Source organism: Alistipes muris (assembly GCF_943193205.1).
Taxonomy (GTDB): Bacteria; Bacteroidota; Bacteroidia; order Bacteroidales; family Rikenellaceae; genus Alistipes; species Alistipes muris.
In genome coordinates this window covers 57182-83103 of record NZ_CALPDD010000009.1, presented here as the reverse complement: position 1 = coordinate 83103, position 25922 = coordinate 57182, and the positions used below count along the sequence as shown (strand labels likewise).

At 60.9% G+C, this 25922-nt stretch carries 16 protein-coding genes; 4 read left to right on the top strand and 12 right to left on the bottom strand.

Annotated elements, in window-relative coordinates; translation table 11 throughout:
• Window positions 1-48 precede the first annotated feature (48 nt).
• Together NFR47_RS06495 and NFR47_RS06490 are read right to left on the bottom strand one after the other, a co-directional pair.
• Window positions 49-1791: a TonB-dependent receptor gene (locus tag NFR47_RS06495; RefSeq protein WP_251214760.1), complete on the bottom strand. Its 1743-nt coding sequence runs from the start codon at window positions 1789-1791 to the stop codon at window positions 49-51.
• A 2-nt stretch (window positions 1792-1793) separates the two neighbouring features.
• Window positions 1794-4772, bottom strand: coding sequence for a tetratricopeptide repeat protein (locus NFR47_RS06490; RefSeq protein ID WP_251214759.1), 2979 nt, complete (start codon window positions 4770-4772; stop codon window positions 1794-1796).
• Between the two features lie 197 nt (window positions 4773-4969).
• Between NFR47_RS06490 and NFR47_RS06485 the strand changes: the two genes are divergently transcribed.
• Window positions 4970-5380 (top strand): OsmC family protein, encoded by a 411-nt coding sequence (locus NFR47_RS06485; RefSeq protein ID WP_251214758.1) that lies wholly within the window; start codon window positions 4970-4972, stop codon window positions 5378-5380.
• A gap of 32 nt (window positions 5381-5412) precedes the next feature.
• On the opposite strand, the gene NFR47_RS06480 is transcribed toward NFR47_RS06485, so the two are convergent.
• The 10 genes from NFR47_RS06480 to sufB form a co-directional block, all read right to left on the bottom strand.
• The gene (locus NFR47_RS06480; protein WP_251214757.1) at window positions 5413-6654 is read right to left on the bottom strand and encodes a TolC family protein; all 1242 of its coding nucleotides are present in this window, start codon (window positions 6652-6654) and stop codon (window positions 5413-5415) included.
• Window positions 6651-9683, bottom strand: coding sequence for an efflux RND transporter permease subunit (locus NFR47_RS06475; protein ID WP_251214756.1), 3033 nt, complete (start codon window positions 9681-9683; stop codon window positions 6651-6653). The genes NFR47_RS06480 and NFR47_RS06475 overlap by 4 nt, the downstream gene beginning before the upstream one ends.
• A 7-nt stretch (window positions 9684-9690) precedes the next feature.
• Window positions 9691-10722 (bottom strand): efflux RND transporter periplasmic adaptor subunit, encoded by a 1032-nt coding sequence (locus NFR47_RS06470; protein WP_251214755.1) that lies wholly within the window; start codon window positions 10720-10722, stop codon window positions 9691-9693.
• A gap of 61 nt (window positions 10723-10783) precedes the next feature.
• Window positions 10784-11890, bottom strand: a complete 1107-nt coding sequence (locus tag NFR47_RS06465) for a BT_3928 family protein (RefSeq protein ID WP_251214754.1) — start codon at window positions 11888-11890, stop codon at window positions 10784-10786.
• On the bottom strand, window positions 11880-12572 hold the full coding sequence (gene tmk, locus NFR47_RS06460) for a dTMP kinase (RefSeq protein ID WP_251214753.1): 693 nt from the start codon (window positions 12570-12572) through the stop codon (window positions 11880-11882). The genes NFR47_RS06465 and tmk overlap by 11 nt, the downstream gene beginning before the upstream one ends.
• 38 nt (window positions 12573-12610) lie before the next feature.
• On the bottom strand, window positions 12611-13828 hold the full coding sequence (locus NFR47_RS06455) for an aminotransferase class V-fold PLP-dependent enzyme (protein ID WP_251214752.1): 1218 nt from the start codon (window positions 13826-13828) through the stop codon (window positions 12611-12613).
• A 2-nt stretch (window positions 13829-13830) separates the two neighbouring features.
• On the bottom strand, window positions 13831-14658 hold the full coding sequence (locus tag NFR47_RS06450) for a SufD family Fe-S cluster assembly protein (RefSeq protein ID WP_251214751.1): 828 nt from the start codon (window positions 14656-14658) through the stop codon (window positions 13831-13833).
• On the bottom strand, window positions 14658-15410 hold the full coding sequence (sufC, locus tag NFR47_RS06445) for a Fe-S cluster assembly ATPase SufC (protein WP_251214750.1): 753 nt from the start codon (window positions 15408-15410) through the stop codon (window positions 14658-14660). Before sufC ends, NFR47_RS06450 begins: the two co-directional genes overlap by 1 nt.
• Window positions 15404-15976: a flavodoxin family protein gene (locus NFR47_RS06440; RefSeq protein WP_251214749.1), complete on the bottom strand. Its 573-nt coding sequence runs from the start codon at window positions 15974-15976 to the stop codon at window positions 15404-15406. Before NFR47_RS06440 ends, sufC begins: the two co-directional genes overlap by 7 nt.
• Window positions 15977-15990: 14 nt before the next feature.
• The gene (sufB, locus tag NFR47_RS06435) at window positions 15991-17436 is read right to left on the bottom strand and encodes a Fe-S cluster assembly protein SufB (protein ID WP_251214748.1); all 1446 of its coding nucleotides are present in this window, start codon (window positions 17434-17436) and stop codon (window positions 15991-15993) included.
• Between the two features lie 354 nt (window positions 17437-17790).
• On the opposite strand from sufB, the gene NFR47_RS06430 reads away from it, so the two are divergent.
• The 3 genes from NFR47_RS06430 (at window position 17791) to NFR47_RS06420 (ending at window position 25906) form a co-directional block, all read left to right on the top strand.
• A complete protein-coding gene (locus NFR47_RS06430; protein WP_251214747.1) occupies window positions 17791-20325 on the top strand; it encodes a fibronectin type III domain-containing protein in 2535 nt (844 codons plus the stop codon).
• A 290-nt stretch (window positions 20326-20615) separates the two neighbouring features.
• Window positions 20616-23852, top strand: coding sequence for a SusC/RagA family TonB-linked outer membrane protein (locus NFR47_RS06425; protein WP_251214746.1), 3237 nt, complete (start codon window positions 20616-20618; stop codon window positions 23850-23852).
• Between the two features lie 32 nt (window positions 23853-23884).
• On the top strand, window positions 23885-25906 hold the full coding sequence (locus tag NFR47_RS06420; protein WP_251214745.1) for a RagB/SusD family nutrient uptake outer membrane protein: 2022 nt from the start codon (window positions 23885-23887) through the stop codon (window positions 25904-25906).
• Window positions 25907-25922: the final 16 nt, after the last annotated feature.

Below are 25922 nucleotides of genomic sequence, written 5' to 3'. Positions count from 1 at the left end.
GGCGGAATTCCCTCGGGAATTCCGCCTTTGACGCTATAAGGAAGCGGGCTAAAATACGACCTTGGCCCCTGCGGTGAAATTGACGCGGTACTCGGGATACCAAGGATACTCGTAGAGCTTGCGGTCGAGCAAATTACGGCCCTCGACGAAAACGGCGACGCGGCCCGAAATCTTCCACTCGAAATCGGCCCCGAGGTCGACGGCGAACGGCACGACGTAACGCCCGGCCGAATGCTCGCCGTTGCGGGAAATGAACATGGTCCACAGCCGTTTGCTCTCGGCGAGGGCTCGGATTCCGAAAGCGATCTTCCGCCCCTGGTACCTCACGGCTCCGTCGGCCCGGAACTGCGGCTCGCCATTGCCGAGCCCGATGCGCCGGCCGTCGAACCGCAAAGGCTCGTCGTTATAGATGAACCCGTGCACGCCGAGGTCGATACGCATCTGACTGACGGGCCGATAGATGATTTCGCCGTGCAGCGAAGAGACGGTCTGCCGCGACTGGACGGGCATCAAAGCCCCCGAAAAACCCTCCTTCTGACGGTCGGCGGCCAACTCGCCGTACCAATAAACATGGTGGTCGCGGATGGAAAAACCGACATAGACGCGGTAATCGAAGCGGTTGCGCCAAAGCGTACCGCCCAAACCGAGCCGCGCGTTGTAGTCGACCGAACTTTTGTCGAGCCAAAGCCCCCGCCCGTCGTCGGTCTGCACCCCGCCTGCGACGTAGGGGTTCTGCCGCGTGAGCGAACGGAAACTGTTCTCGCGAACCTTGCCGTCGGCCTCGACAAAAGGCTTGAACTCGCGGGCCCCGAGGGTGAAATGGACGCGTGCGAAAGGCAGGATATAGTTCTGATTCTCCGCCCCTTTCTTGTTGTCGTGGTAATAATCGGCGCCGACCTCCAGCCGCAGCACCTCGCCGTCGTGACCGTAACGCACCCCGGCCTGAATCTGCTGCTGCCGCTCGCCTTTCAGATTCTTGCGCCCGTCGAAACGGTCGTACCCGGCCGTGAGCGAAAACCAATGCTTGCCGAACGCCCGGGCCAAACGCCCCGAAGCCCCGAGATGATTCTGGCTGGCCCGCCGGGCGACGTCCGAATGATCGAAGAAGATACCCCCTGCGAGCGCGACCTCGAAATTGAACCGGCTCAAATCGAGAAAATCGTCGCCGATACGCAGCTTGAGGTCGGCATCGCCGTAATCGACGACCGCCCCGGCCGACGGCAGGTCTGTGAAAGCCACGCCGACGGGGATGTGACGGCCATAGCGATGGAACAAACGGTTCTCATAGGAGAGCTCGCCCTCGAAAACATGCTTGCCGACATAATACCCTGCGGCGGCACCGACGCGGTTGGTCATGCGGATGGAATTCCAGACCGAACCGAAGTCGTTGCGGATGTTGGCATAACGCCCCGCATGGTTGAGATAACCCAACGCGTAACCGGTATCGTGGTTCTGCGACGAAACGTAGAAATCGAGCTCGGAATTGAGCGGGTACCCCGCCCCGGCCTTGAGGTAGCACCTCCGCGGACGGTTGAACTCCCAATAAGTGACCGAAGCGGGGCGGATGGGCCGAGTGCGGAACGAAGTCTCGATGGACAGCGGCGCGATGGAATAGTCGATGTCGGGATACATGAGCACCGTATCGGTCATGTCGGGCTGGACCGGGAGCTTGACGGCGCTCTGCAACCCGGGCACGTAAGTCTTGGTCACCTCGACCACCTTTTCGACCTGCGCCGAAGCAGTCCCGAGCGAAGCCGCGATGCAGGCGGCGGCTATGAAGCATTTTTTCATGGTCAGTTCATTTTTTGAATCCGGGCCCTGGCTTCGGCCACCACGCCGTCGTCGGCAGGCGAATAACCGTCGGCCACGCTCTGCCAGGTAGCGCGGGCCTGGAAGTCGTCGCCGCGCCGGGCGTAGACGTCGCCCAACAGGATATAAGCCTTGGCGAGCCAGTAAGCCTGCGGCTCACGCTCGGAGAAGGTGAAAATCTCCTTCTCGGCCCGGTCCATGTCGCCTGCGGCGAAAGTATCCTCGATCAGATAATAAGCCGCGGCCGACCCCTCGCGGGTCTGAACGTCGGCGGAAAGCGTCTTGTAGAGTTTCGCAGCCTCGTCGCGCCGCTTGTCGGTCCGCAGCTGTTCGGCCCATGCGAAACGCGCTTCGCGCAAGGCCACGGCTCCGGCATCGGAACGGGCGCAGACGTCAGCCGCCATGTCGGCGATTTTGGCGGGATCGCCGAGAGCGACTGTAGCCCGGACGTAACCGGTCATGGCTTTCTGCCGGTCAGCGGCCGTGGGCGCGACGTCGTAGAGCTTGCGATAGGCCGTGGCGGCCTTGTCGTACTGACGGTCGGCCCAAGTCATCTCGGAAAGGCGCTCCAACACGGTGACGCTATACTTGTTGGTACCCAGAGCGGCCAACTCCGAAAGGGAACTTATGGCCTCCTTGCGCTGACCGAGCCGGAGGTAACAATCGCTCAGATAATAAAGGGCATCGGCCCGGTAACTGCCCTTGGGATAACTGCGCACATAACTGCGCAGCGAACGGGCGGCGACCTCGTGGCGGTTGGTCAGATAGAGCTTCTGCGCGGCGGCGAACGAAAGCGAATCGCGCGAAATGGAAGTCACGTCGCTCTCCATACCCGCCTCGGCGGCATACTTGAAATAACCGTCGACATCGCCCTCGGAAACGTAAATCTCGCGGATACCCCGCAGAGCCTCGCGGGCCTCGGGAGAATGGGGCGCCGACGTGACGACCAACTCGTAGAAGTGCAGCGACTTCTTACGGTCGCCCAGATTAAGGTAAGCGAGCCCGAGGTCGGAACAAGCCTGCACGCGATGGGGCGAAGCGGGATAATCGGCGAGGAACTTTTCGAGCTGCCGGGCCCCCTCGGCGTAACGCTCCATGACGATGTAGGAACGGCCCAACTCGCAGGAAGCGGCATCGGCATACTCGCCCGTTCGGGCGTCGGCAATCTGCCGGAGCGCCCGGAGCTTCTGGTCCGTGAGCCCCTGCAAACCGAACGTAATGGCGCGCTTGTAGGCGGCATAATGCTTCTCGGGCGCGGTATTGATGGCGATGGCCTTTTCGTACTCCTCGACCGCAGCCTCGAACAGCCGCTCGGCATAACAAATATCGCCCTGGCGGTTGTGGGCATCGGCCCGGTAACGGTCCCGGGCCTTATGGAAACGGAGGAACTTGGCGAACGCCTCGCCAGCGGACGAGAGCTGCCCGCGCGAAAAAGCGCAGTAACCGAGGTTGTACCACGCGAAAGCATACTCCCGGCCGGACTGCGGAGCGCGCTTGAGATAGGCGTTGTACTTGGCGGCGGCTACCGCCTTGTCGCCCCGGGCAAAGGCGATTTCACCCTGCCAGAAGTTGTTGAGCGCGGTATATTTGGAACTGACACCCACGGCCGCCGACTCCTCGAGACAACGCTGTGCCTCGGTCAGATTCCCGTCGGCGTAAGCCTTCAGCCCGCGGAAGTACGCGATTTTCTGCAAGGCGGTCCGCACCTCGGAATCGCCCGCAGGCGAAGCCTTGATGGCATTGTAAGCCGCATCGTAATCGCGCGAATTGTAATAGGCGGCTATCAGCAGCGTCCGCGCTTCGTTGGCACGGGCCGACGAGGGATGCCGCTCGACATATTTGGTGAGCATGTTGATGGCGCCGTTGAAAGCCCCGCCGCCCAACTCGTACTGCAACTTGGCGTAATTGAACAAGGCGTCCTCGGCGATGACGGCGTTGAACCGCTCGTCGTTGGCCATGGCGAACGACTGCATGGCACTCTGCTTGTCGCCGGCCCGCAGATAACAGTCGGCCAGATGGTACGACGCATTCTGCGTGAGCGCGTCCTCGGGGCCGCACGCCTTGCGCAACCACTCAGCGGCCTCGGGATAACGGGTGATACGGTAGAGCGAGAAACCCATGAGATAATTGGCTTCGCGGTCGAACTCGCCGCCCGACTGACGGAGCAATTCGAGGTGCGCGATGGCCTGCGAATAATCTTCGAGCCGGAACCACGACTCGGCGATGATGCGCTCCAACTCCGCCCGCCGCTCGGGCACGGAACGCCGGGCCAACTCCTCGCCCCGCTCGACGACATACTGGTAATTCCCCTCGCGGAACTCGATCTGAAGCAGGTAATAAGGAATCAGCTCGCGGTAGGCGTCGCTCTGCTCCAACTGCAAAAAGCCCTTCTTGGCACGTCCCGAACGCTCGCAGGCGTAGTCGATATAAGCCTTGTAATAAAGCGCGTGGTCGAAGTACCGGCTGCGCGGACCGATGCGGTCGAAATGACCGTAAGCCAAATCGTAATTGCCGTCGGCGAACTCGACGCACCCCATGCGGATGTCGAACTGCTCGCGCCGCGAAGCGCTCAGCGCCTTGTAATCGGTCTTGCGGAAAGCCTCGCGGGCCAAGAGGGTTTCGCCCTTGGCGCAATAGAACGACCCGAGCGCAAAGTGGACGTTGTTGTTGAAGACGGAACGGGGATACTCGGCCGCAAAGCGCATCAAAGCCCCCTCGGCATCGTCGCTGCCCAACTCGACGGCGCAGGCGGCCAGGAAGAAGTCGATCTCCTCGGCATCGCCCCGCTGCCCGGGACGCAACGCGTCGCGCGCAGCCAAATATTCGTGCCGCGCCTCGCTCCACCGCCCCAGATCGAACAACTCGTGCCCGCGGACAATGAACTCGCGCGGAGAACCGGGTGCGGCCGCGGCGCCGGAGAAACCGCACGCCGAAAAAGCCAGCAGCAAAAGAAATTTTCGCATAGGAACCGTAACCAAATGAGCCGCCCGTGCGGTGCGGGCATCCGGGTCCGCAGGGGCAAAAGCCGCCGCGACCGGAAACCGCCCGCCGAAGCAGCAGTTAACCGGGTACAAAGATAAATATTTTACCTGTTTGTCCGGCCTTCCGGGAACGGAATTTGCCCGGTGCAGGGAAACGCACCACTAAAAAACGAAAGAAAATGATTGAAAAAGTAACGGTACGACTGACCGAAGAAGGGAAATTCCGGGCCATCGACGGGCCGCAATGCGACGAGATGAACCCCAAGGAACTGCTGCTCCATGCGGCGGCGCAATGCTCGGGCCGCACGGCGATGCACCTGATGGAAAAGATGCACATGAAACCCAAGGGACTGGAAATAAGCTACTCGGGCGACCTGAACACCGACGAAGTGCTGCCCGAAAGCATGTTCCGCTCGTTTCATGTAGTCTACAACGTCGAATGCGCCACGGGCGACGACCAGGAAAAAGCGAGCCGGGCCATTGCGCTCACGCACGACAAATACTGCGGACTGACGCAGATGCTGCGCCGCATAGCCCCCGTATCGCACGAAACGGCCATCGTGAGCACCGAACCGGAACCGGCAAGATAACCCCGGCCCGACGGCCTCACGGGACAGCGACGCTATTCGGCCGCGGTGATGCGCCGATAATCGGAAATGGCGAGGGCGTAATTGTAACGCGCCGTGAGGTCGTTGGTATAGAGCTGAATCCAGCTGAGCTGCGCCTGCAGGACGTCGAGAATCGTAACCAGCCCCTCGCGGTAGGAATAGGTGCTGATTTCGAGATTCTCGGCGGCGATGCGCAGGCTCCGTTCCGACGCATCGACCTGCGCGCGGCTTTGGACGATGGCCGTCCACCCGTTCATCTCCTCGCGCTCGATGTCGTCGCGAATCTGCGCGGCGTTCCACTCGCTTTCGAGCTGCCGGGCCCGTGCGGCACCCATGGCCCTGCGCCGCTCGCCGCCATGGAAGATCGGCACCGAAAGATTGACGAAAACCGAACCGTCGACCACGGTAGCGCCGGTGCGGTTGGGCGTATAAGGCTTCCACGAACCGCCCAACCCGACGCTTATCTGCGGATTGAAAGGCGCCCGTGCGACCCGCACCCCGGCCTCGGCCTGCGCCGCCCTGAACACGGCAGCGGCATAATCGGGCCGCAGCGAAAGCGCCTCGCCGAAAGGCACCCGCTGCGGAAGCGGAAGCGAATCGCGGATGCTGTCGGCCAACCGCACGCTGTCGGCCGCAGCGGCACCCCGCAAAATATTGAAATTGTGCAGCGCCACCTCGGCGCGCTGCTCGGCCGTGACCAACTGATAACGGGCTTCGCTCAACCGTGCATCGGTCATCAGCACATCGCCCTTGGCGATATATCCCTCCTTGAAACGCCAGTCGACAACCTCCTTGAGCGAGACGATCAGCGCAACATACTGCCGCATGGCGGCGGCGTAGAGATTGAGCGCCGAGAGGTTCCAGTAAGCATAATCGGCCGCATAGAGCACCTGCAGCCGCGAAAACTCCTCGTCGCAGAGCGCCGCATCGTAACCCGCCGCGGCATAGTCGACCCCGGCCCTGACCGAACCGCCGCCGTAGACGGTCTGCACCAACTGCGGCAAAAGACTGAACGTCCAATGTTCCACGCCGTCGTAATGGTGCACGTTGGCGGAGAAACTCCCCTCCATGGCCAGCCGCGGCAGATAACCCGTGCGCGCCTGCCCGAGCGTCTGAACGGCCGCTTCGCTCCGGGCCGCGGCAGCCTTGAGCTGCCAGCTATAATCGACAACGGTCTGCCGATAATCGTCGAGCGGAGTTTGGGCAGCGAGGGGCGACGAAAGGCATGCCCCGAAAAGGAAAAGCAAACGTTTCATGACTGGCGAATATTGTAGAACACGGCATAGACGACGGGCAGCACGCAGACGGTCAGAAGCGTAGCCACGAAAAGCCCGCCCATGATGGTGGCGGCCATGGCGCCGAACATGGAATCGAACAGCAAGGGCAGCATGCCCAGAATGGTGGTGCCCGAAGCCATGGCGACCGGAACGATACGGCTGCGGGCGGCCGATACGACCGCATCGTAAGGCGTGGCCCCGCTGCTTCGCAGCACGCCGATCTGCTCGACGAGGACCACGGCGTTCTTGATATTCATACCCACGAGCCCGAGCAGGCCGAGCAACGAAAAGAAGTTGAAGACCTTGCCCGAAACAGCCAGCCCGAGCACGACCCCGATGAAGATAAGGGGAATCATCAACAGGATGACCGCCGGCTCACGGTAATTGCGGAACAACAGCAGCAGCACGATGAGAATCAGCACCAAAGTCAAGGGCATGTACCGGGCCAGCGCTTCGTTGGACTCCTGCTGGCTCTCCTGCTCGCCGAAAACTTTCATCGAATAACCCTCGGGCAGCACCACCTGCCGGGCGACGGAATCGCGCAGGGCAGCGAACAGCCGCATGGTATTGACCCCGCGTCCGGGGTCGCACTGCGCTTTCATGACACGCTGGCGGTCGAAGCGTCTGATGACCCCCTGGCGGAACCCGAAACGGAAATCCTCGACGGCCTGCCCGAGCGAAAAGACGCGCCCGGAGGGGTTGAAAATGGGCAGGGCCTGCAAGTTGGTGAGGTTGTAGGCACCGATGTTCTCGTCCTTGAGCAGGATGGGCATGAACAGGTCGCCCTCGCGGTACTCGCCGAGCGTATAACCCTGGGTGGCGATGGTGATTCCCTGCGCCATTTGGCTGCGGCCGATGCCGATGCGCTGCCCCTTCATCTGCGAATAGACGGGCATCCAGGCGGGCTGGCGGTTGCCCCAACTGTTGCGGATACGCACGGCTCCCGGCGTATGCCACATGATTCGCTCGGCCTCGGCGGTCAGACGGCAGAGCGTGTCGATGTCGTTGCCGATGAACCCGAACTCGATGGCGGCATCGGGCACGGGCGAGAGCTTGAAGAGCGACGACCGGAGCCAGACATCGGGAAACTCCGCCGAGACATAAGCGTCGAAACGCTCCTCGACGGCGGCCGTCTGCTTCTTGTCGTGCAGCTCCACGAGGATATTGCCGAAGTTGGGACGGAGCGAAACGGCGCTGCTGGCGAGATAGTAGCGCGGCGGAGTGGAACCCATGGTCATCGAGACGTTCTTCACCTCGGGCTGCTCGCGGAGCCACCGCTCCATCCGCAGCAGGCTGCGCTCGGTCTCGCGGATGCCGAACCCCTCGGGCAGCAAGACGTCGGCCCGGAAATAAGGCTTGTCGAGCGCGGGGAAGAAGTTCTGCGGCATAAGCCCCATGACCACGAGCGACACGACGAAAAGAGCGACCACCCCGACGATGACGCCCCACCGCCAGCGCAGCAGCCGCCCCAGCAGCCGGTCGAACGCCCGGTAAAAACGGCTGTCGTAGGGATTGCCCTCGCGGGGCTTGACCCGCAGCATGAAATTGCCGAACAGCGGGGTTTGCGTCAACGCGAGCACCCAGCTGAGCAACAGCGACAAAGCCAGCACGACGAAAAGCGGCTTGACGATTTCGGCGACGGACGACGGAGCGAGGTAGAGGGGCAGGAACGAGAAGATGGCAATCAAGGTAGCCCCCAGCAAACTCCAGCGGGGAGCGATGGCGGCGTCGATCATGGCGCGGATGCGCTCGACACCCCGAAGCATCGCCTGCTGGGCGTTGTCGGTGACGACGATGGCGTTGTCGACCAACATGCCCATGGCGATGATGAACCCGGCCAGCGAAGTACGGTTGAGCCCCTCGCCGAGAAACTGCATCAGAAGCAGCGTTCCGCCGATGGAAAAGAGCAGCGAACTGCCGATCAGCACCCCGGCGCGGAACCCCATGACGAGCATGATGATGGCGATGACGATGGCGACCGATTCGGCCAGATTGATAAGAAACGTCGTATTGGCCTCACGGGCGATGCGGTTCTCGGGATAGAGAACGGTGAGCTCCATACCCACGGGCATCCGGGCCGTCTCGGCGTCGAGGACACGGCCGATGCGGTCGCCGGTCTTCACGACATCGGCCTGCGCCTCGGTCGAAATGCCGATGCCGATGGCCCGGCGGCCGTTGACGCGCATGAGGGTCTGCGGCGGCTCGGCGTAGCCCCGCTCCACGCGCGCGACGTCGCCCAACCGATACTGCTTGCCCGAAGAAGAAATCAGGAGCTGGTCGGCGATGTCGTCGAGACTGCGGTAGGAACCCTCCTCGATGATGCGGATTTCGAGCGCGCCGGCCTGCTTCTCGCCGCTGCCGATCACGGCGTTCTGCTGGCGGATGGTAGAGACGATGGTCTCGGGCCGGATGGAGAAATTGGCCAACGACGCCAATCCGACATAGACGTTGACGACGGGCTTCTGCTCGCCGAACAGAGCGACTTTCTGCACGCCGTCGACGGTGACGAGCAAGGTTTTGAGCCGCTGCGCCTGCTCGCGCAGCTCGCCCCACGTGAACCCCTCGTCGACCGAGAGGGCGTAATAGATGCCGTAGACATCGCCGAAATCGTCGGCCACGGTGATGGGCGAAGCCCCGGCGGGCAGACGCGGCTGGACGTTGAGCACCTTGCGGCGCAGCTCGTCCCAAAGCTGGGGAATCTCGCGCGCGGAAGTGGCGGGATCGAGCTCGACGAGAATCTTCGAGAGCCCGTAATAGGATTCGGAAGTGACCTTGTGGACGCGGCGCATCGACTGCACCTCGCGCTCGATGGGCTCGGTGATGAGCGATTCGACCTCCTCGGGCGTGGCGCCGGGATAGGAGCAGACGAGCGACGCGCTCTTGATGACGAAGACCGAATCCTCCTTTTTGCCCAACGTGAAGAACCCGGCGACACCGCCCGCCAACAGCACAAGCAGAAAGAACCAGACGACTTTCGGATAACGCAGCGAATATTCGGGGAGGGTCATGGCCGTATCATTTCAGAATCCGCACCTCGTCGCCGGCATGCAGCTGATACACCCCAGCCGTGACGACCGTTTCGCCCGGAACCACCCCGCTGTCGATGACAACGCGGTCGCTGCCGAACAACTCGCCGAGCGTCACCGTCCGTCGCTCGACCCGGCTGTCGGGCCCGACGACCCACACGTAAGTGCCGCCCTCGGTAGGGGCATAGATGGCCGACAGGGGAACCGACACGGCGTCGGGCACGGGGTCGGCCGAAAATATGGTGACGGTACACGACATGCCGGGCGAAATGTCGTAACGGAGCGTATCGGTCCCGCTCAACGTGAGCGAAACGGGAAAACCTGACGCGTCGGACGAAGTGCGGGCGTAATCCTTGAGCCGGGCGGCGAAACGGATGCCGCGGAAGTTGTCGAACACGACCTCGAAACGGGTCGAGGAATCGGCCAAGGCGGCGAGCCCGCGCTCGGGCATGGTGAACTTGACGGTGGTGGTATGCGGATCGACCAACCGGAGAATGGCCTGCCCGGCCTGCACCCGCTCGTAATTGTCGACGTAAGTGTCCTCGATGACGCCCGCGAAAGGAGCCTTGAGCTTGGTATCCTTGAGCAGGTCGAGCGCATTGTTGTAAGCCGCCCGGGCCTGCGCGAAACGGGTGCGGGCCGCCTCGGCATCCTGCCGCGAAACGGCCTCGTGGGCCAGCAGCCGCTCCATGCGCTGCTGCTGCGAACGGGCCTCCTCGAACGCGGAACGGGTGGCCGACACCTGCAACTCGACGTCGCGGGGGTCGAGCTCGGCCAACAAAGCACCCCGCCGCACCCGCTCGCCCTGCGCCACGGGCAACTCCGTGAGCTGGCCCGAGAGCTTGAAAGCGAGGGTCACTGCATCGTCGGGCGTGGCCATCCCTGCGAAATCCTTACGCAGGAACCCGGCGCCGGAAGCCTCGGCGACCTTGACCGGACGCACGGCCGCGGCGGGAACGGCCGACCGACGGCCGCATCCGGCCGAAACCAACAAGAGAAACAAAACGGGGAAAATACGCATACGAAAAAAGCTGACTTCCCCTGCGGAAGTCAACTTTCATACCACACGCACCCGGCGGCCCCTACGGACGAATATCCCGACAATTCATTTTAGCCGAGATGGTTCCGTCGTCGAGGACGACCAACCCGTTGTTGGCCCGGAGCATGGTTTTCATGGTCGAAGCGTCGATGTTGTAACAGCGCACCTGCTGCCCGCCGAACGCATGCCACTTCCGGCCGTAAAGCGGATCGGGTGTCAGGCAGACGACCTGTGCCCCCTCGACGGCAGCAGCGGCGGCCAGCGCCTCCATGCGCCGTGCGCAGCGCCGCGAAAGGCGGTCGAAGCGCGTGACGCACAACATATAAAGCCGCCCGGGCGTGGAAAGCACCTGCTCCGTGGCATCGCCGTCGGCATCGTGCAAGGCGAACTCGCCGATAATCAGCCGCACGGAAGAGAAGCCGCCCGAAGTACGGGTGTCGACCCACTCCCACTCGCCGCCGTTCTGCCATTCGGTATCATCGAGCGAAAACTCGCGCACCTTGCCCGAACGGAGGTTGCGATAGACGAGCACGGTCTCCGCCGCGTCGGTCTCGGCCTCGGCGGCCTGCATCGCTTCGCGGATATTGACCCCGACCTTGTAGGGCAGAAAGTCGATGAGCGGCAGATGCCGATAACAATAATAGCCCAAATACATGGACATGATGAAGAACGAACAAGTCAACGCGATCTCGACGGCGTTGAATGCGAAAACCTTGTCGGGCCTGTAACGCCACCAGACAACCAGTGCCAAAGGCAGGAGAAGCAGATTCTTGAAGAAAGTCTGCCACGGCGTGAGCTTGACGGCCTCGCCGAAACACCCGCAATCCTCGACGGGAATGAGCGTCGCGCTGAGCAGGGTGAGCACGGTGAAGAACGACATCGACAACAAGGCGAAAATCGAAATCAGCCGGATGCGCACCTTGAAAAGCAACATGCAGCCCATCATCAGCTCGGCGCCGCACAACCAGATGGAAAAGGCCATGCTGGCCCCCTGCAGCTGCTCCAACCCGTAGATGGATAGATACTCGTTGACCTTGAGCGAGGTGCCCCACGGGTCGATCACCTTGGTGAAACCCGAGAAGATGAAAGTGCAAGCCAGCACCAGCCGGCACACGTGGGCGAACAACTTGAAAATCCGGTTACTTCGCATCGGCGTGGAGCAGAGGGTTCAACAAATCGCATATCCGGGCGAAAATCGTCTCGGGCGCGGCCATGCCGCCGCACGCATCGCTGCAATCGACGACCTGCAAGGCGGGGTCGGAAGCGGCGACGTCGAGATAGACCTCGCGGACGCTGCGCTGCAAGGCGAGCGACGCCTCGTGGATGTCGTCGGCACCCTGCAAATAACTGCGGTCGTCGCCCTCGCGCACGGCGGTGAGCTTGCGCTCGGTAAAGGCGAACGGAACGTCGAGAAAGAGCGACAAATCGGGGCGCGGCAAGGCATTGCGCCCGAACTCAAGGTCGAGAATCCATCGGGCCAGCCGACGGCGCCCGTCGCCCTGAGGCAGCTTGGCGCACTGGTACCCCACGTTCGAGAAGACGTAACGGTCGAGAATAACGGCCTTGCCCGCGGCGATCCACTCCCGAATCTGCGGCGCGGCGTCGGCCCGGTCGCCCGCGAAGAGCAGCGCCACCAGATAAGGATCGACCTGCCCGGCACTGCCGAACTCGCCCCGCAGAAAACGGGCTATCAGCTCGCCGTAGACGGGCGCGTCGAAACGCGGGAAATGGATATAGGCGCTTTCGACGCCCTGCCGTGCGAAAAAGTCGCGCAAAAGAGCTATCTGCGTCGACTTGCCGGCGCCGTCCAGACCTTCGAGAACGATAAACATAGGGGATTCTTCCTTTATTATATATAAGGTATATCAGGTCAGCGCAGCATCCGCACGGCGCGCCGCACCCCGTCGGCCAAGGCATCGACTTCGGCGAGGGTGTTGTAGAGGGCCAACGACGCGCGGCACATGCCGGTGACGCCGAAATGGTCCATGACGGGCTCGGCGCAATGCTGGCCCGTGCGCACGGCGATGCCGAGCTTGTCGAGGATCATCCCCATGTCGTAGGGATGCACCCCCTCGACGTTGAACGAGACGATGGCGCATTTGCCGGGCGCGCTGCCGTAGATACGCAGACCGTCGATTTCGCGCAGGCGCGCTTCGGCGTGTCGCAGCAAGGCGCTTTCGTGGGCTTCGATTTCGGCCGGGTCGAACCGCTGCATGAACGCCACGGCCTCGCCCAACCCGATGGCGCCGATGAAATTGGCCGTGCCGGCCTCGAACTTAAGCGGCACGGGAGCGAACGTGGTGCGGGCGAAAGTCACCCGGTCGACCATGTCGCCGCCCCCCATGAACGGGGGCATGGATTCGAGCAGGGCCCGCTTGCCGTAGAGCACGCCGATGCCGGTAGGTCCGTAGAGCTTGTGGCCGGAAAAAGCATAGAAATCGCAGTCCAGCGCCCGGACGTCGACCCCGCCGTGGACGGCCCCCTGGCACCCGTCGACCACGACGATAGCCCCGGCAGCATGCGCCGCGTCGACCACGGGCCGCAGGTCGGGCCGGGTGCCCAATGTGTTGGATGCCTGCGTAACGGCGACAGCACGGGTTCGGCTGTCGATAAGCGACGGCAGGAGGTCGGTTCTTAACGCACCCTCGTCGTCGAACGGCAGGACCCGGATTTCGGCCCCCTTGCGCTCGGCGAGCAGCTGCCACGGAACGATGTTGGAATGGTGCTCCAACTCGCTGACGACGATGTTGTCGCCCGGCCCGACGAACTTGTCGCCCCATGCGTAAGCCACGGTATTGAGCGACGCGGTGGCACCCGAAGTGAAGATGATTTCCTCCTTCTCGGCGGCACCGAGCCACCCTGCAATGCGGGAGCGGGCACCCTCGTAAAACTCGGTCATCTCCTCCGAGAGGAAATGGACACCGCGGTGGATGTTGGCGTTCTGCTCCCGCATGAGCCGGTCGACGGTGTCAAGCACCTGCAACGGCTTCTGCGCCGTCGCGCCGCTGTCCAGATAGACGAGCGGCTTGCCGTAGACCTCGCGGCCGAGCACCGGGAACTCCCGGCGTATGTCGTCGACGCTGAACATGGCTACATGGTTTCCATTTTACGGGCGACGGCCTCCATGAGCACCTCGCCCAACTCGCCGATTCCGCAACGGCGCACGACGTCGCCTGCGAAACCCTCTATCTGCAACCGCCGCGCCTGCGCCAGGCTCAATCCGCGTTGCCGCATGTAGAGAATGGCTTCGGCATCCATCTGCCCCACCGTGGCGCCGTGCGAACACTTGACGTCGTCGGCATAGATTTCAAGCTGGGGCTTGGCATCGATGCGGGCCGTTTCGCTCAACAAGATATTGCGGCTCTGCTGGCGGGCATCGGTCCGCTGGGCATCGGGAGCAACGTAGACCAGCCCCCGGAACTCGCCGACGGCATTGCCGCCTGCGATACCCTTCATGAGCGAATCGCTCGTGCAGTCCGGCACGTTGTGCGCCGTGCGCAGCTCCATGACGCAATGCTCGCTCTCGGCGGCGAGAAAAAGCCCGCCCACCCTGCTGGCGGCATGCGCACCGTCGAGGTCTATCCGATAGGAAACGTTGGCGCCGGCCAGCTGTACGGCTGTCAGGCAACACGAACTGTCGGCCGCCTGGACCGTCCGGACCTCGGCGAAAGCCTCGCCCAGAAAGACCTCGGTGACCTCCAACTGCGCCCCGCGCTCCAACAGGAAAGAGAGCGACGAAGCCAACGGCTTTTCGTGCACGACGACGAGCCGCGCCGAAACCCCGGCAGCGACCTCGACGCGCAACTTCGCGGAATCGACGGCGACGAAAGGCTGCACTGCGTCGGAATCGTCCCCGATGCGGAGCCGTTCGCTCCCGACGGACCGGAACCCGCTGAGAATATCGGTAAGGGCGGCCATTACTCCTTATACTCGTTTATCAACCAGTCGTAACCCTCCTTTTCGAGCTTGAGGGCCAACGTCTTGTCGCCTGAGTGGATAATGCGGCCCTTATAGAGGACATGCACCACGTCGGGGACGATATAATCCAACAGCCGCTGATAATGGGTGATGACCACCGTGGCGTTCTGCGGCGTATGCAGCTTGGTGACGCCCGTAGCGACGATACGCAGAGCGTCGATGTCGAGCCCCGAATCGGTCTCGTCGAGGATGGCCAGCTTGGGGTCAAGCATGGCCATCTGGAAAATCTCGTTCTTCTTCTTCTCGCCGCCCGAGAACCCCTCGTTGACGGCGCGCGAGGTGAGCTTGGCATCCAACTCGACAACTGCGCTTTTCTCTCGCATGAGCTTGAGGAACTCCGCAGCCGACAAAGGCTCCTGGCCGCGGAACTTGCGCTGCTCGTTGACGGCCAGCTTCATGAAATTGGCCATGGTGACGCCGGGAATCTCGACGGGATACTGGAACCCGAGGAACAATCCTGCACGGGCACGATCCTCGATGGACATAGCCAGCAAATCCTGCCCCAAGAAAGTAGCGTAACCTTCCGTGACGGTAAACTTTTCATTACCGGCCAACACCGACGCCAAAGTAGACTTACCCGAACCATTAGGCCCCATGATGGCATGCACCTCGCCGGCCTTGACCTCGAAGTCGATGCCCCGCAAAATCTCCTTGCCGTCGACCGACGCATGTAAATTCTTAATGCTCAACATATCTTTTTTGCCAATTTCTTACATTTCATTATCTCCCGCGGCGTCAGCCCGCCCTGCTTGCGGCAACCGCCCTTGGCCAGGGTGCCGACCACCTTGTAGCCGCTCCACTTGAGAATCTCGCGCACGGAACGGAACACACCGCCGGTCTGGCCGAACCAAACGTTGAACGGCCACACCGTATTGCAGGCAGAGACCACGACGGCCCGTTTGCCCCGGTGCAACGGCACGGGTATTCCGTTCTCCCGCTCGCCCATCATCACATAGACCACCCGGTCGAACAACACTTTCAATTCGCCCGTCATATTACCCCAATAACAAGGCGATCCGACGACGAGCGCGTCGGCATCGCGCAACAATTCGGCAACACGGTGCGCATCGTCTTCCGGGAGCACGCAGCGTCCGAGCGTGCGGCAGCGCATGCACCCCGTGCAAGGCTTTACCTGCAAGTCGTGGACGAAGAACTCCTCGGCCCGGCACTGCTCCGGCAGATGGGCCGCAACATGCCCCAGCATCTGCGACACCACGCCCCCGCGGCGCGGGCTTCCGTTCAACACGACGATTTTCATCTCCGAGTCCCGCATCATCCTACCGAACCCTCCAGACTGAGAGCCAACAATTTCTGCGCCTCGACGGCGAACTCCATGGGCAGCTTGGCCAACACCTCGCGGGCATAGCCGTTGACGATAAGCCCGACGGCATCCTCGGTCGAGAGCCCGCGCTGGTTGCAATAGAACAACTGGTCGTCGGAAATCTTCGAGGTGGTGGCCTCGTGCTCGACGACCGCCGAACGGTTGCGGCAGTCGATTTCGGGGAACGTGTGCGCCCCGCACCTGTCGCCGATGAGCAGCGAATCGCACTGCGAATAATTGCGCGCCCCCTCGGCCCCCTTGCCCACGCGGACGAGTCCGCGGTAGGAATTCTCGCTGCGCCCGGCCGAAATGCCCTTGGAGACGATGCGGCTGCGGGTATTGCGCCCTATGTGAATCATCTTGGTACCGGTGTCGGCCTGCTGACGGTTGTTGGTCATGGCGACGGAGTAGAACTCGCCGACGGAATTGTCGCCCGCGAGGATGCAGCTCGGATATTTCCACGTAATGGCCGAACCGGTTTCGACCTGCGTCCACGAAAGACGCGCGTTCTCGCGGCAGATGCCACGCTTGGTGACGAAGTTATAGATGCCGCCGCGGCCCTCGCGGTCGCCGGGATACCAGTTCTGGACGGTGGAATACTTCACCTCGGCGTTCTTCTCGACGACGATTTCGACCACCGCGGCGTGCAGCTGGTTCTCGTCGCGCTGCGGAGCCGTGCAGCCCTCCAGATAACTGACGTAGGCCCCCTCGTCAGCGACGATGAGCGTGCGCTCGAACTGCCCGGTGCCGGCCGCATTGATACGAAAATAGGTGGAGAGCTCCATGGGACACCGCACCCCCTTGGGAATGTAGCAGAACGACCCGTCGGAGAAGACGGCGGCATTGAGCGCAGCGTAGAAATTATCGGTATAGGGCACGACGCTCCCGAGGTACTTGCGCACCAGGTCGGGATAATCGCGCAGCGCCTCGGAGATCGAACAGAAGACGATGCCCATCCCGGCGAGGGTCTCCTTGAAAGTGGTCTTCACCGAAACGGAATCCATGACGGCGTCGACGGCGACGCCCGCGAGCGCCATCTGCTCCTCTAAGGGAATACCCAGCTTGTCGAACGTGCGCTTCAGCTCGGGATCGACCTCGTCCATCGACTCCAACTGCTTCTTGGGCTTGGGAGCCGCATAGTAGATAATATCCTGGAAATCTATTTGGGGTATGGTCAGGTGGGCCCACGTGGGAGGCTCGAGCGTAAGCCAATGACGGAAAGCCGCCACGCGCCGCTCGGTCATCCACTCCGGCTCGCCTTTCTTGGCGGAAATCAGGCGCACGACCTCCTCGTCCAACCCTTTCCGGATCAGCTCGGTGTCGATCTGCGTGGTGAAGCCGTACTTGTACTCCTGCCCGCCGATATGCTCCAGCAACTCTTTTTCGTTTTCTGCCATAGCTACGGAATAACATGCAAAGGTACGAAATGAATTCGCAATTTCATAATAAGGCCGAGCAAATCTGCGGCCGGAACGACGCACGGCCGAAACGGAATTGCGCCCCGGCGACAGCCGAAAACGGAACCCCGTCCGACGATACCATATAATATATAGGTGCGGCCCTTTCGGAGCGCCGTTAAAAAGTCCCGGTTTTACGTCAAAAAATCCAATATCCGGGCCGGAGCGATAAATAATTTTGTACAGCTGAAAGGCTCCCGGGCCGAGGGCGAAACCGAACCAACCAGGCGCCGCCCGAACTTCTGCGACTCTCCGGACGAAACACGAAACAAACAAATAACCTATTAGGAATCTATGAAAAAACTGATCGAACGGCTCTTCGGAGCCTGCATGCTGGCCCTGCTGGCAGGGTGCGGCTCGGACGGGACCGACCCCATGAACGGAGGAACCCCGCTTGCGGCCCCGTCCCCGGTAGTCACGGTAGACGGCGACACGGCGACGGTACGCTGGAGCGCTGTGGAAAACGCCCACCAATATGGCTGGGAAGTGAAAAACGACGCTGACGAAACGGTCGAAACCGGCACCGTCTTCGCCGCGGCCTACTCGTTCACGATGAAGGAGGAGACGCTCTACTCGGTCCGCGTCATGTCGAAAGCACGCCCCAACTCGGAATTCAAGGATTCGGAGTGGTCGGAGTATGTGACCGCATCGAGCAACATGCTCCCGGCCCCGAAACCCGCCGTAGACACGAAAACACTGACCGACACCTCGGCGACGCTCGAATGGCAGGAGGTCGAGGGAGCGGGCAGCTACAAGTACCAACTGGCCGACAAGAGCGGCGAAATCATCAAGGAAGGCTCGGAAACGGCCCTGAGCGTCACGTTCGACGACCTGGCCGAAGGCACCGAATACCGCTTCCGGGCGATGACCGTCTCGAAAGAAACGGGCAAGACCGACTCGCCGTGGTCGGCATACGTGAGCTTCAAGACCCGGGCGCACGAAAAACTGGCCACCCCGACGGCGACCGTGAGCAACCGCACGGCGGTATCGGCCACCGTCAACTGGCCCAACATCGCGAAAGCGAAGAAATACGCCTACAAACTTTACGAAGCAACGGTAGAGAGCACCCCCGTGAAAGAGGGCGAAACTACCGAGACGAACGTGACCTTGGGCGAACTGAAAGAACTGACCGACTACTATTTCACGCTTCGTGCCGTAGCGGACGAAACAGACCCCTACATGAGCGATTCCGACGAATCGGCACCGGTCAAGTTCCGTACCAAGTCGTCGGCAGCCATCGGCTTTGACGCCGAACTGCCCGAACACGAACAGGACGGGATAATCCGCGCGTTCCCCGGAGCCGAGGGCGCGGGCATGTTCACCACGGGCGGCCGCGGCGGACAGGTAATCCACGTCACGAACCTGAACGACAGCGGCGCAGGCTCGCTGCGTGCGGCGGTCGAACAAGCAGGGCGCCGAACCATCGTCTTCGACGTAGCGGGAACCATCGAACTGGCCAAGACGCTGAAAATCCAGAACGGCGACGTGACCATCGCGGGCCAGACGGCGCCGGGCGACGGTATCTGTCTGAAGAACTACGAGCTGAACATTGCCGCCGACAACGTGATTATCCGCTATCTGCGTATCCGCCCGGGCGACAAGGCCGGGAACGACGGTCTGGACGCCATCGGAGCCCGCGACATGCAGAACATCATCATCGACCACTGCTCGATGTCGTGGTCGACCGACGAATGCGCCTCGTTCTATGTGAACAAGAACATGACCATGCAATGGTGCATGATGTACGAATCGCTCCGCAACGGCAAGCACGGCAAAGGCTCGCACGGCTACGGAGGCATCTGGGGCGGTGCTCCGGCGTCGTTCCACCACAACATTCTGGCCCACCACGATTCGCGCAACCCGCGTTTCGACGGCCCGGAACAATACGGCGACCAGGAACAGGGACGCGAGAACTCCAAGAAGAAAGGCATCACGTCCGACAAACGTCTGGTGGACTTCCGCAACAACGTAGTCTACAACTTCTGCAACTTCCCGGGATACGGCGGCGTAGGCATCAAGATGAACTACATCGGCAACTACTACAAATGGGGCCCCGCTTCGTACAAAGGAACCGGCCCGAGCTACAAGAACGGCGTAGAAAGCGCAAGCAAGGCATGCCAGCGTCTGTGGTTCTTCTACGCGGACGTCTACTATGACGGAAACGGGTTGGCAACGCCCGTAACGGGAGCTCCGCACCTCTATCTTGAGAATAACAACAAGTTCGACACCACCGTCGGCGACGCATCCAAAGGCCAAACGCTGACCGCCGACAACAAAAAGGCGATGGACATCAACACGAAACATCCGGCCTCCACCGACCTGAACCAGTTCGTCTACAACAGCAGCGCCTACCCGGTGGAAGCTGACGGCAAGGCTTGCAGCGTGACGACCCACACGGCCGACGAAGCATTCAACCTGATGATGCAGTACTGCGGTGCTTCGCTCCGGCAGGATGAAGCCGATGCACGAGTACTGACCGACGTAAAGAACGGCACGGGCACTTCGGGCGAAGGCACAACGACGACCAACGCCAACGGACTGAAGAGAAGCTGGTACGGTCTGATCGACACGCCCGACGACAAGGGAGGCTATCCGACGCTGACGGCTACCCAAGAAGAGATAGACCGCATCAAGGACACCGACGGCGACGGCATACCGGACTACTATGAAGACCTGTTCGGTCTGGACAGCGACAACAAGGCCGACGGCAACGAAAAGACGCTCGACCCGCAAGGTCTCTACACCAATCTGGAAATCTACCTCCACTACCTGGTGAAAGACATCACCAAAGCGCAGACTGCGACAGGCACCTACGCCGAAATCAAGTAAGAACCGGGGCCGGCATCGGCAAAGACAAATTAAATAAATGTCTTTACCGATGCCGCGGCCTGTTTTTAGCCGCCGAAACGAAGTTAAGGGCTAAAAACGAACGAGATACGCACCGTCCGGCTACTCTGTCCGGCCGACGGAGTATCCGTCTGTCATGGCAGGGCTGACAAAATCTACCAGACAATTGATAAAATTTACCTGCCCGCCGGAACCGGAATCCTTAATTTCGTTAACCGAAACCCGACGAATTGATAAAAATTTCCCAAAACTCTAACTAAAAACTTCTGACTATGACAGAGAAATTCTACTCTTTCACCAAGACGGCGGCACTACGCTTGGCGCTCGTTTTGGCGTTCGTTTCTTTGGCGGCAGGGAGCGCTTCGGCCCAAAGCCGGACCGTCACCGGCACCGTCAAGGATTCCATGGGGCCCGTGCTGGCCGCATCGGTCGTGGTGGAAGGGACGACGCTCGGTGTGAGTACCGACCTGAACGGCAAGTTCCGGATCGAAGTCCCGGCCTCGGCCAAGCAGCTCCGGGTGAGCTTCATCGGCTATGACGACAGCTATGTGACGCTCCAACCCTCGCAGACCGACTACGAAGTGACCCTCTCGGAAAGCTCGAACCAGCTGGACGACGTGGTGGTGGTAGGCTATGCCACCGTGAAACGCCGCGACGTAGTGGGTTCGGTATCGTCCATCAACAGCGAAGCGCTGACCCAGATGCCGGTAGCCTCGGTGAGCGAAGCCATGTCGGGTCGTATGGCCGGTGTGCAGGTGACCGCAACCGAGGGCGACCCCGATGCCGACGTCCGCATCCGTGTACGCGGTACGGGCTCCATCACGCAGGACAGCTCGCCCCTCTACATTGTCGACGGATTCCCGGTGGAGAGCATCTCGGACATCCCGGCTTCGGACATCCAGTCCATCGACGTGCTGAAAGACGCTTTCTCGACGGCCATCTACGGTTCGCGCGGTGCCAACGGTGTAATCATCGTCACGACCAAGAGCGGCGAATCGGGCCGCATAACGGTCAACTACAACATCTACGGCGGTGTGAAAAACATGGCCAACAAGGATGCGCTGGTTCCGCAGAACACCTATGACTTCGTGCGCACGCAATACGAATATTCGGTACTCAAAGGCAACACGAAGAGCTACTACACGCCCAACTACGGCACCTGGGAAGACATGGACCTCTACCGCAACATGCCGGCCAACGACTGGGTGGAACAGGTGTTCGGCCGCACGGGTACGGTATTCGATCACAACCTTTCGGTATCGGGCAACGGCGACAAATACAAGTGGACGGCCAGCTACTCGCACCACGACGAGAAGACCATCATGATCGGCTCGGACTACAAACGCAACAACCTCAGCTTCAAAGGCCAGTTCAAACCCGTGAAGCGTGTGTCCATCGACGTGAACGTGCGCTATTCGGATGTTCATGTGACGGGCTCGGGCGCCAACGGTCTCAACGACCGCGGCTCGCAGTCGGGCAACTCGCGACTGAAGAACGCCATTGTCTACTCGCCGATTCCGCGCTATGCGGCCATCATTGAAGAAGACAACCCCGACGACTACAGCAACTACGTACATCCCATCCAGGCCGTCCGCGAAAACGATTCGCGCTACAACCGCACGACGTGGAACGCCAACGCCGCCTTCCAATGGGAAATCATCGACAACCTGCGTCTGCGCATCGAAGCCGGTCTGGACGACTACAAACAAGTCAAGGACCGCTTCTACGGCATTTCGTCCTACGCATCGCGCTACGCGTCGGCGGGCTATCAGAACAAGCCGCTGGCCGAGTGGGAAGGCATCTACCGCGATAAAATCCGCAACACCAACACCTTGCAGTACGACTTCAAGAAACTGCTGCCCAAGGACCACAATCTGAACTTGCTGGTCGGCATGGAGTATCTCCGCACGAGCCAGAACACGATGAACACCGTAGTCGAGGGTCTGCCCGACTTCTTCGACTCGAACATGGCCTGGAAATTCATGGCCTCGGGCGAGCACCCGCTGTCGGTAGCCAACAAATACGCCAACGACGACATTCTTTTCTCGTTCTTCGGCCGCGCGAACTACGACTACAAAGGCAAATATATGGTATCGGCCACGATGCGTGCCGACGGCTCGTCGAAGTTCGCCAAGGGCAACCAATGGGGCTATTTCCCCTCGGTAGCCGCTTCGTGGCGTCTCTCGGGCGAGGAATGGCTCAAGAACGCAACGTGGATCGACAACCTCAAAATCCGTTACAGCTTCGGTACGGCCGGCAACAACAACATCCCCTCGGGTCAGACCCAGACGCTTTTCAGCGCATCGCAGACCTCGTGGATTTCGCAAGGTTCGGTCATCTGGTCCAACGGCACGACGATGTCGAATCCCGACCTGAAGTGGGAGACGACCTACTCGCACAACATCGGTATCGACTTCGGATTCTGGAACAGCCGTCTGACCGGTAGCGTCGAACTCTACCAATCGAACACCAAGGACCTGCTGATCAAGTTCCCCGTCACGGGCGGCTACTCGGAACAATACCGCAACCTCGGTGAGGTGCAGAACCGCGGTATCGAAGTAACGCTGGGCGCCGCGCTGGTCCGCAAGGAGAAGTGGGGCATCAACTTCGACGCCAACATCTCGTTCAACAAGAACGAAGTAGTCGACCTGGGCGGTCTGGACCAGATCACCGCCTCGGCAGGTATGTTCTCGACCGAAATCGGCTACGATTACATCGTAAAGAAAGGCCGTCCGCTGGGCGACATCTACGGCTATGTCAACCAAGGCATGTACACCGTCGACGACTTCGACTACGACGGCAAGACCTGGACCCTGAAAGAAGGTATCGCCAGCAGCGAAGACATCCTCGGCAAAGACTACGGCCTGCGTCCGGGTGCGCCCCGTCTGGCCAAGGTGAGCGACGACGACCCCACGAAGATTACGACCAACGACATCACGCGCATCGGCAACACGCAGCCGCTCTTCACCGGCGGTTTCTCGCTGACGGCCTATGCCTACGGCTTCGACGTTGCCGCCAACTTCACCTATTCCTACGGCAACGAAATCTACAACGCCAACAAAATCGAATTCTCGACCACGAAGACCACGCAGGGTCAGAACGTACTGAACACCATGGCGCCCTCCAACCGCTGGACCAACATCGACTGGGCGACGGGCGAACTGGTGAACGACCCCGCCCTGCTGGCACAGATGAACGCAGGCAAAACCATGTGGACCCCCTACTCGACCAAACGCGTCGCTCAGAGCTGGGCCATCGAAGACGGTTCGTTCCTGCGTCTGGCGTCGCTGACGATCGGCTACACCGTTCCGGAACACCTGACCCGCAAAATCCGGCTGACCCGCGTACGCGTATACGCAACGGGCACCAACCTCTTCTGCCTGACCCCCTACACGGGCTACGACCCCGAGGTCGACACGCGCCGTGCGACCCCGCTGACCCCCGGCGTCGACTACTCGGCGTTCCCGAAGAGCCGCTCGTGGGTATTCGGTCTCAACCTCTCGTTCTAAAAGCCTGAAAAACTTCAAGAAGACATACCTATATGAAAAAGATATTATACAGCATTTCCACGCTCTTGCTGATGGGAGGTTTGGCGACCTCGTGTCTGAACGACATACTGGAAGTCGAAACGCAGTCGTCGTTCGACGCCTCCAAGGTATTCGCCAACTACACCACGGCCGAATACACGGTACTCGGCATCAGCGAAATCTTCGCCCACACCAACTCCTACAACGCCCGTCTGAACCACATGTACGGCTACAACACCGACATCGAGCTCAAAACGGGGTCGACGGCTTCGGGCGCCAAAGTCGACGAACGCAACCTCGCCGAATACGATACAAAGACCGATAACAGTTCGTTGAACACCACCAACAACGGTTATAACGAGATCATGATCGGTATCGAGCGCGCCAACCTTGCCATCCAGGGACTGAAGCAGTACGGCAACGTCGCCCACAACCGCGACATGGCCTATCTGCTGGGCGAATCGCTCACCTACCGTGCGTTCTTCTACTACGAACTTATCAAGATGTGGGGCGAAGTGCCTCTGCACCTCGAACCGCTGACTTCCGCCACGCTCTACGACCCCAAGGCCGAGCGCGACGACCTCTACAAGGCCATGCTGGCCGACCTCGAGGAAGCCATCCCCATGCTCTACTGGCCTTATGAAGCAACGCAGACCATGCGTACCGACCGCATCAACAAGGCTTTCGCCAAAGGTCTCTACGCCCGTATCGCACTCAACGCCGCAGGTTACGCATGGCGTCCCGACGACGGCAAGACCGGAACCGGCAACTTCGGTTCACTGCGTCTCTCGACCAAGCAGGAAATGTCCAAGGCCGAACTCTATCCCAAGGCGCTGCGGCACCTGGAGGACGTCATCGGCAGCGGCTCGCTGGCTCTCGAATCCGACTTCGAGCAGCTGTGGCACAAATTCAACGACTTCTCGCACGTGAGCGGCTCCCGCGAAGTGATTTACGTGCAGCCGTTCGGCGATGCCCGCGGCCGCTGGAACTACGCCCACGCCTACCCCCACACCGCCAACTCGCCTTTCATCGGCGACAAGTCGTCGAAAGGCGGCCAGACGGGCCCCAACCCCACGCTGTGGTGGAAATACGAGAAACAGGACACCCGCCGCGACATCACCTGCGTGCCCATGCGCTGGAACCAGGACGTCGAGAACGAAGACGGAACCAAAGGCGGCTGGGAGATGCGCAACGCCACGAGCTTCTATTGGGGCAAGTATCGCTACGAATGGATGAACAACTATCCGGGCGGTACGGGCGACGGCTGCAAACCCATCGTCATGCGCTATGCCGACATCTATCTTATGGCCGCCGAACTGGCTGCCTGGGAAGGTGACCTGAGCCGGGCTCAACGCTACCTCAAGGAAGTCCGCAAACGTGCCTACAAAGGCAACGAAGGCATGGTCGACGCCTATGTCGACGCGCTGACCATCGGTTCGGCCGCCAGCAGCGATGACGCCGCCATCAACGACTGCAAGACCGAAGGCACCATCATGAAAGCCATCATCGACGAGCGCGCGCTGGAATTCGCAGGCGAGTTCCTCCGCAAACAGGACCTCATCCGCTGGGGCCTGCTCAAAATCAAGCTGGACGAAGCCAAGAACGACCTGAAAGACCTGGCCTACATGCGCGGAGCCTATGCTGACTACGCCAAGCTGACCGAACCCAAGGATTTCAAGGACAAGAGCGGCAAAAACGTGCTGACCACGTTCCCGACCTACTATGCTTTCTGGCGTCAAAAAGGACAGGGCATCGAAATCTTCGGCCTGGAAAAGGACGAAATCGCCAAGACCCCCGCGGACTACAACAGCGAAGCGGACAACGGCGGCTGGAACCGGATCGACTTCCTTTCGCAGGGCGTCTTCTGCCAGGCGGATCCGTCACTCTGGGAAGCCGAAACTTCCTACCGCTGGATGTACTTCTACTTCAACGACTACGACGACCCCTATCCGCGTTCGACGTGGCCTCTGTTCGCCCACAACCTCAGCAATGCGCAGGGCTCGCTGGTCAACGACTTCGGTTACCCGCAGAAATAAATCGGTTAAGCATCAT

What these genes read in the sequence shown, in the direction of transcription:
- sufB (WP_251214748.1), bottom strand. Translation starts at nt 17,436, where the DNA reads ATGGCAGAAAACGAAAAAGAGTTGCTGGAGCATATCGGCGGGCAGGAG.
- NFR47_RS06475 (WP_251214756.1), bottom strand. Translation starts at nt 9,683, where the DNA reads ATGACCCTCCCCGAATATTCGCTGCGTTATCCGAAAGTCGTCTGGTTC.
- sufC (WP_251214750.1), bottom strand. Translation starts at nt 15,410, where the DNA reads ATGTTGAGCATTAAGAATTTACATGCGTCGGTCGACGGCAAGGAGATT.
- NFR47_RS06440 (WP_251214749.1), bottom strand. Translation starts at nt 15,976, where the DNA reads ATGAAAATCGTCGTGTTGAACGGAAGCCCGCGCCGCGGGGGCGTGGTG.
- NFR47_RS06455 (WP_251214752.1), bottom strand. Translation starts at nt 13,828, where the DNA reads ATGTTCAGCGTCGACGACATACGCCGGGAGTTCCCGGTGCTCGGCCGC.
- NFR47_RS06470 (WP_251214755.1), bottom strand. Translation starts at nt 10,722, where the DNA reads ATGCGTATTTTCCCCGTTTTGTTTCTCTTGTTGGTTTCGGCCGGATGC.
- NFR47_RS06420 (WP_251214745.1), top strand. Translation starts at nt 23,885, where the DNA reads ATGAAAAAGATATTATACAGCATTTCCACGCTCTTGCTGATGGGAGGT.
- NFR47_RS06480 (WP_251214757.1), bottom strand. Translation starts at nt 6,654, where the DNA reads ATGAAACGTTTGCTTTTCCTTTTCGGGGCATGCCTTTCGTCGCCCCTC.
- NFR47_RS06425 (WP_251214746.1), top strand. Translation starts at nt 20,616, where the DNA reads ATGACAGAGAAATTCTACTCTTTCACCAAGACGGCGGCACTACGCTTG.
- NFR47_RS06490 (WP_251214759.1), bottom strand. Translation starts at nt 4,772, where the DNA reads ATGCGAAAATTTCTTTTGCTGCTGGCTTTTTCGGCGTGCGGTTTCTCC.
- NFR47_RS06450 (WP_251214751.1), bottom strand. Translation starts at nt 14,658, where the DNA reads ATGGCCGCCCTTACCGATATTCTCAGCGGGTTCCGGTCCGTCGGGAGC.
- tmk (WP_251214753.1), bottom strand. Translation starts at nt 12,572, where the DNA reads ATGTTTATCGTTCTCGAAGGTCTGGACGGCGCCGGCAAGTCGACGCAG.
- NFR47_RS06465 (WP_251214754.1), bottom strand. Translation starts at nt 11,890, where the DNA reads ATGCGAAGTAACCGGATTTTCAAGTTGTTCGCCCACGTGTGCCGGCTG.
- NFR47_RS06485 (WP_251214758.1), top strand. Translation starts at nt 4,970, where the DNA reads ATGATTGAAAAAGTAACGGTACGACTGACCGAAGAAGGGAAATTCCGG.
- NFR47_RS06430 (WP_251214747.1), top strand. Translation starts at nt 17,791, where the DNA reads ATGAAAAAACTGATCGAACGGCTCTTCGGAGCCTGCATGCTGGCCCTG.
- NFR47_RS06495 (WP_251214760.1), bottom strand. Translation starts at nt 1,791, where the DNA reads ATGAAAAAATGCTTCATAGCCGCCGCCTGCATCGCGGCTTCGCTCGGG.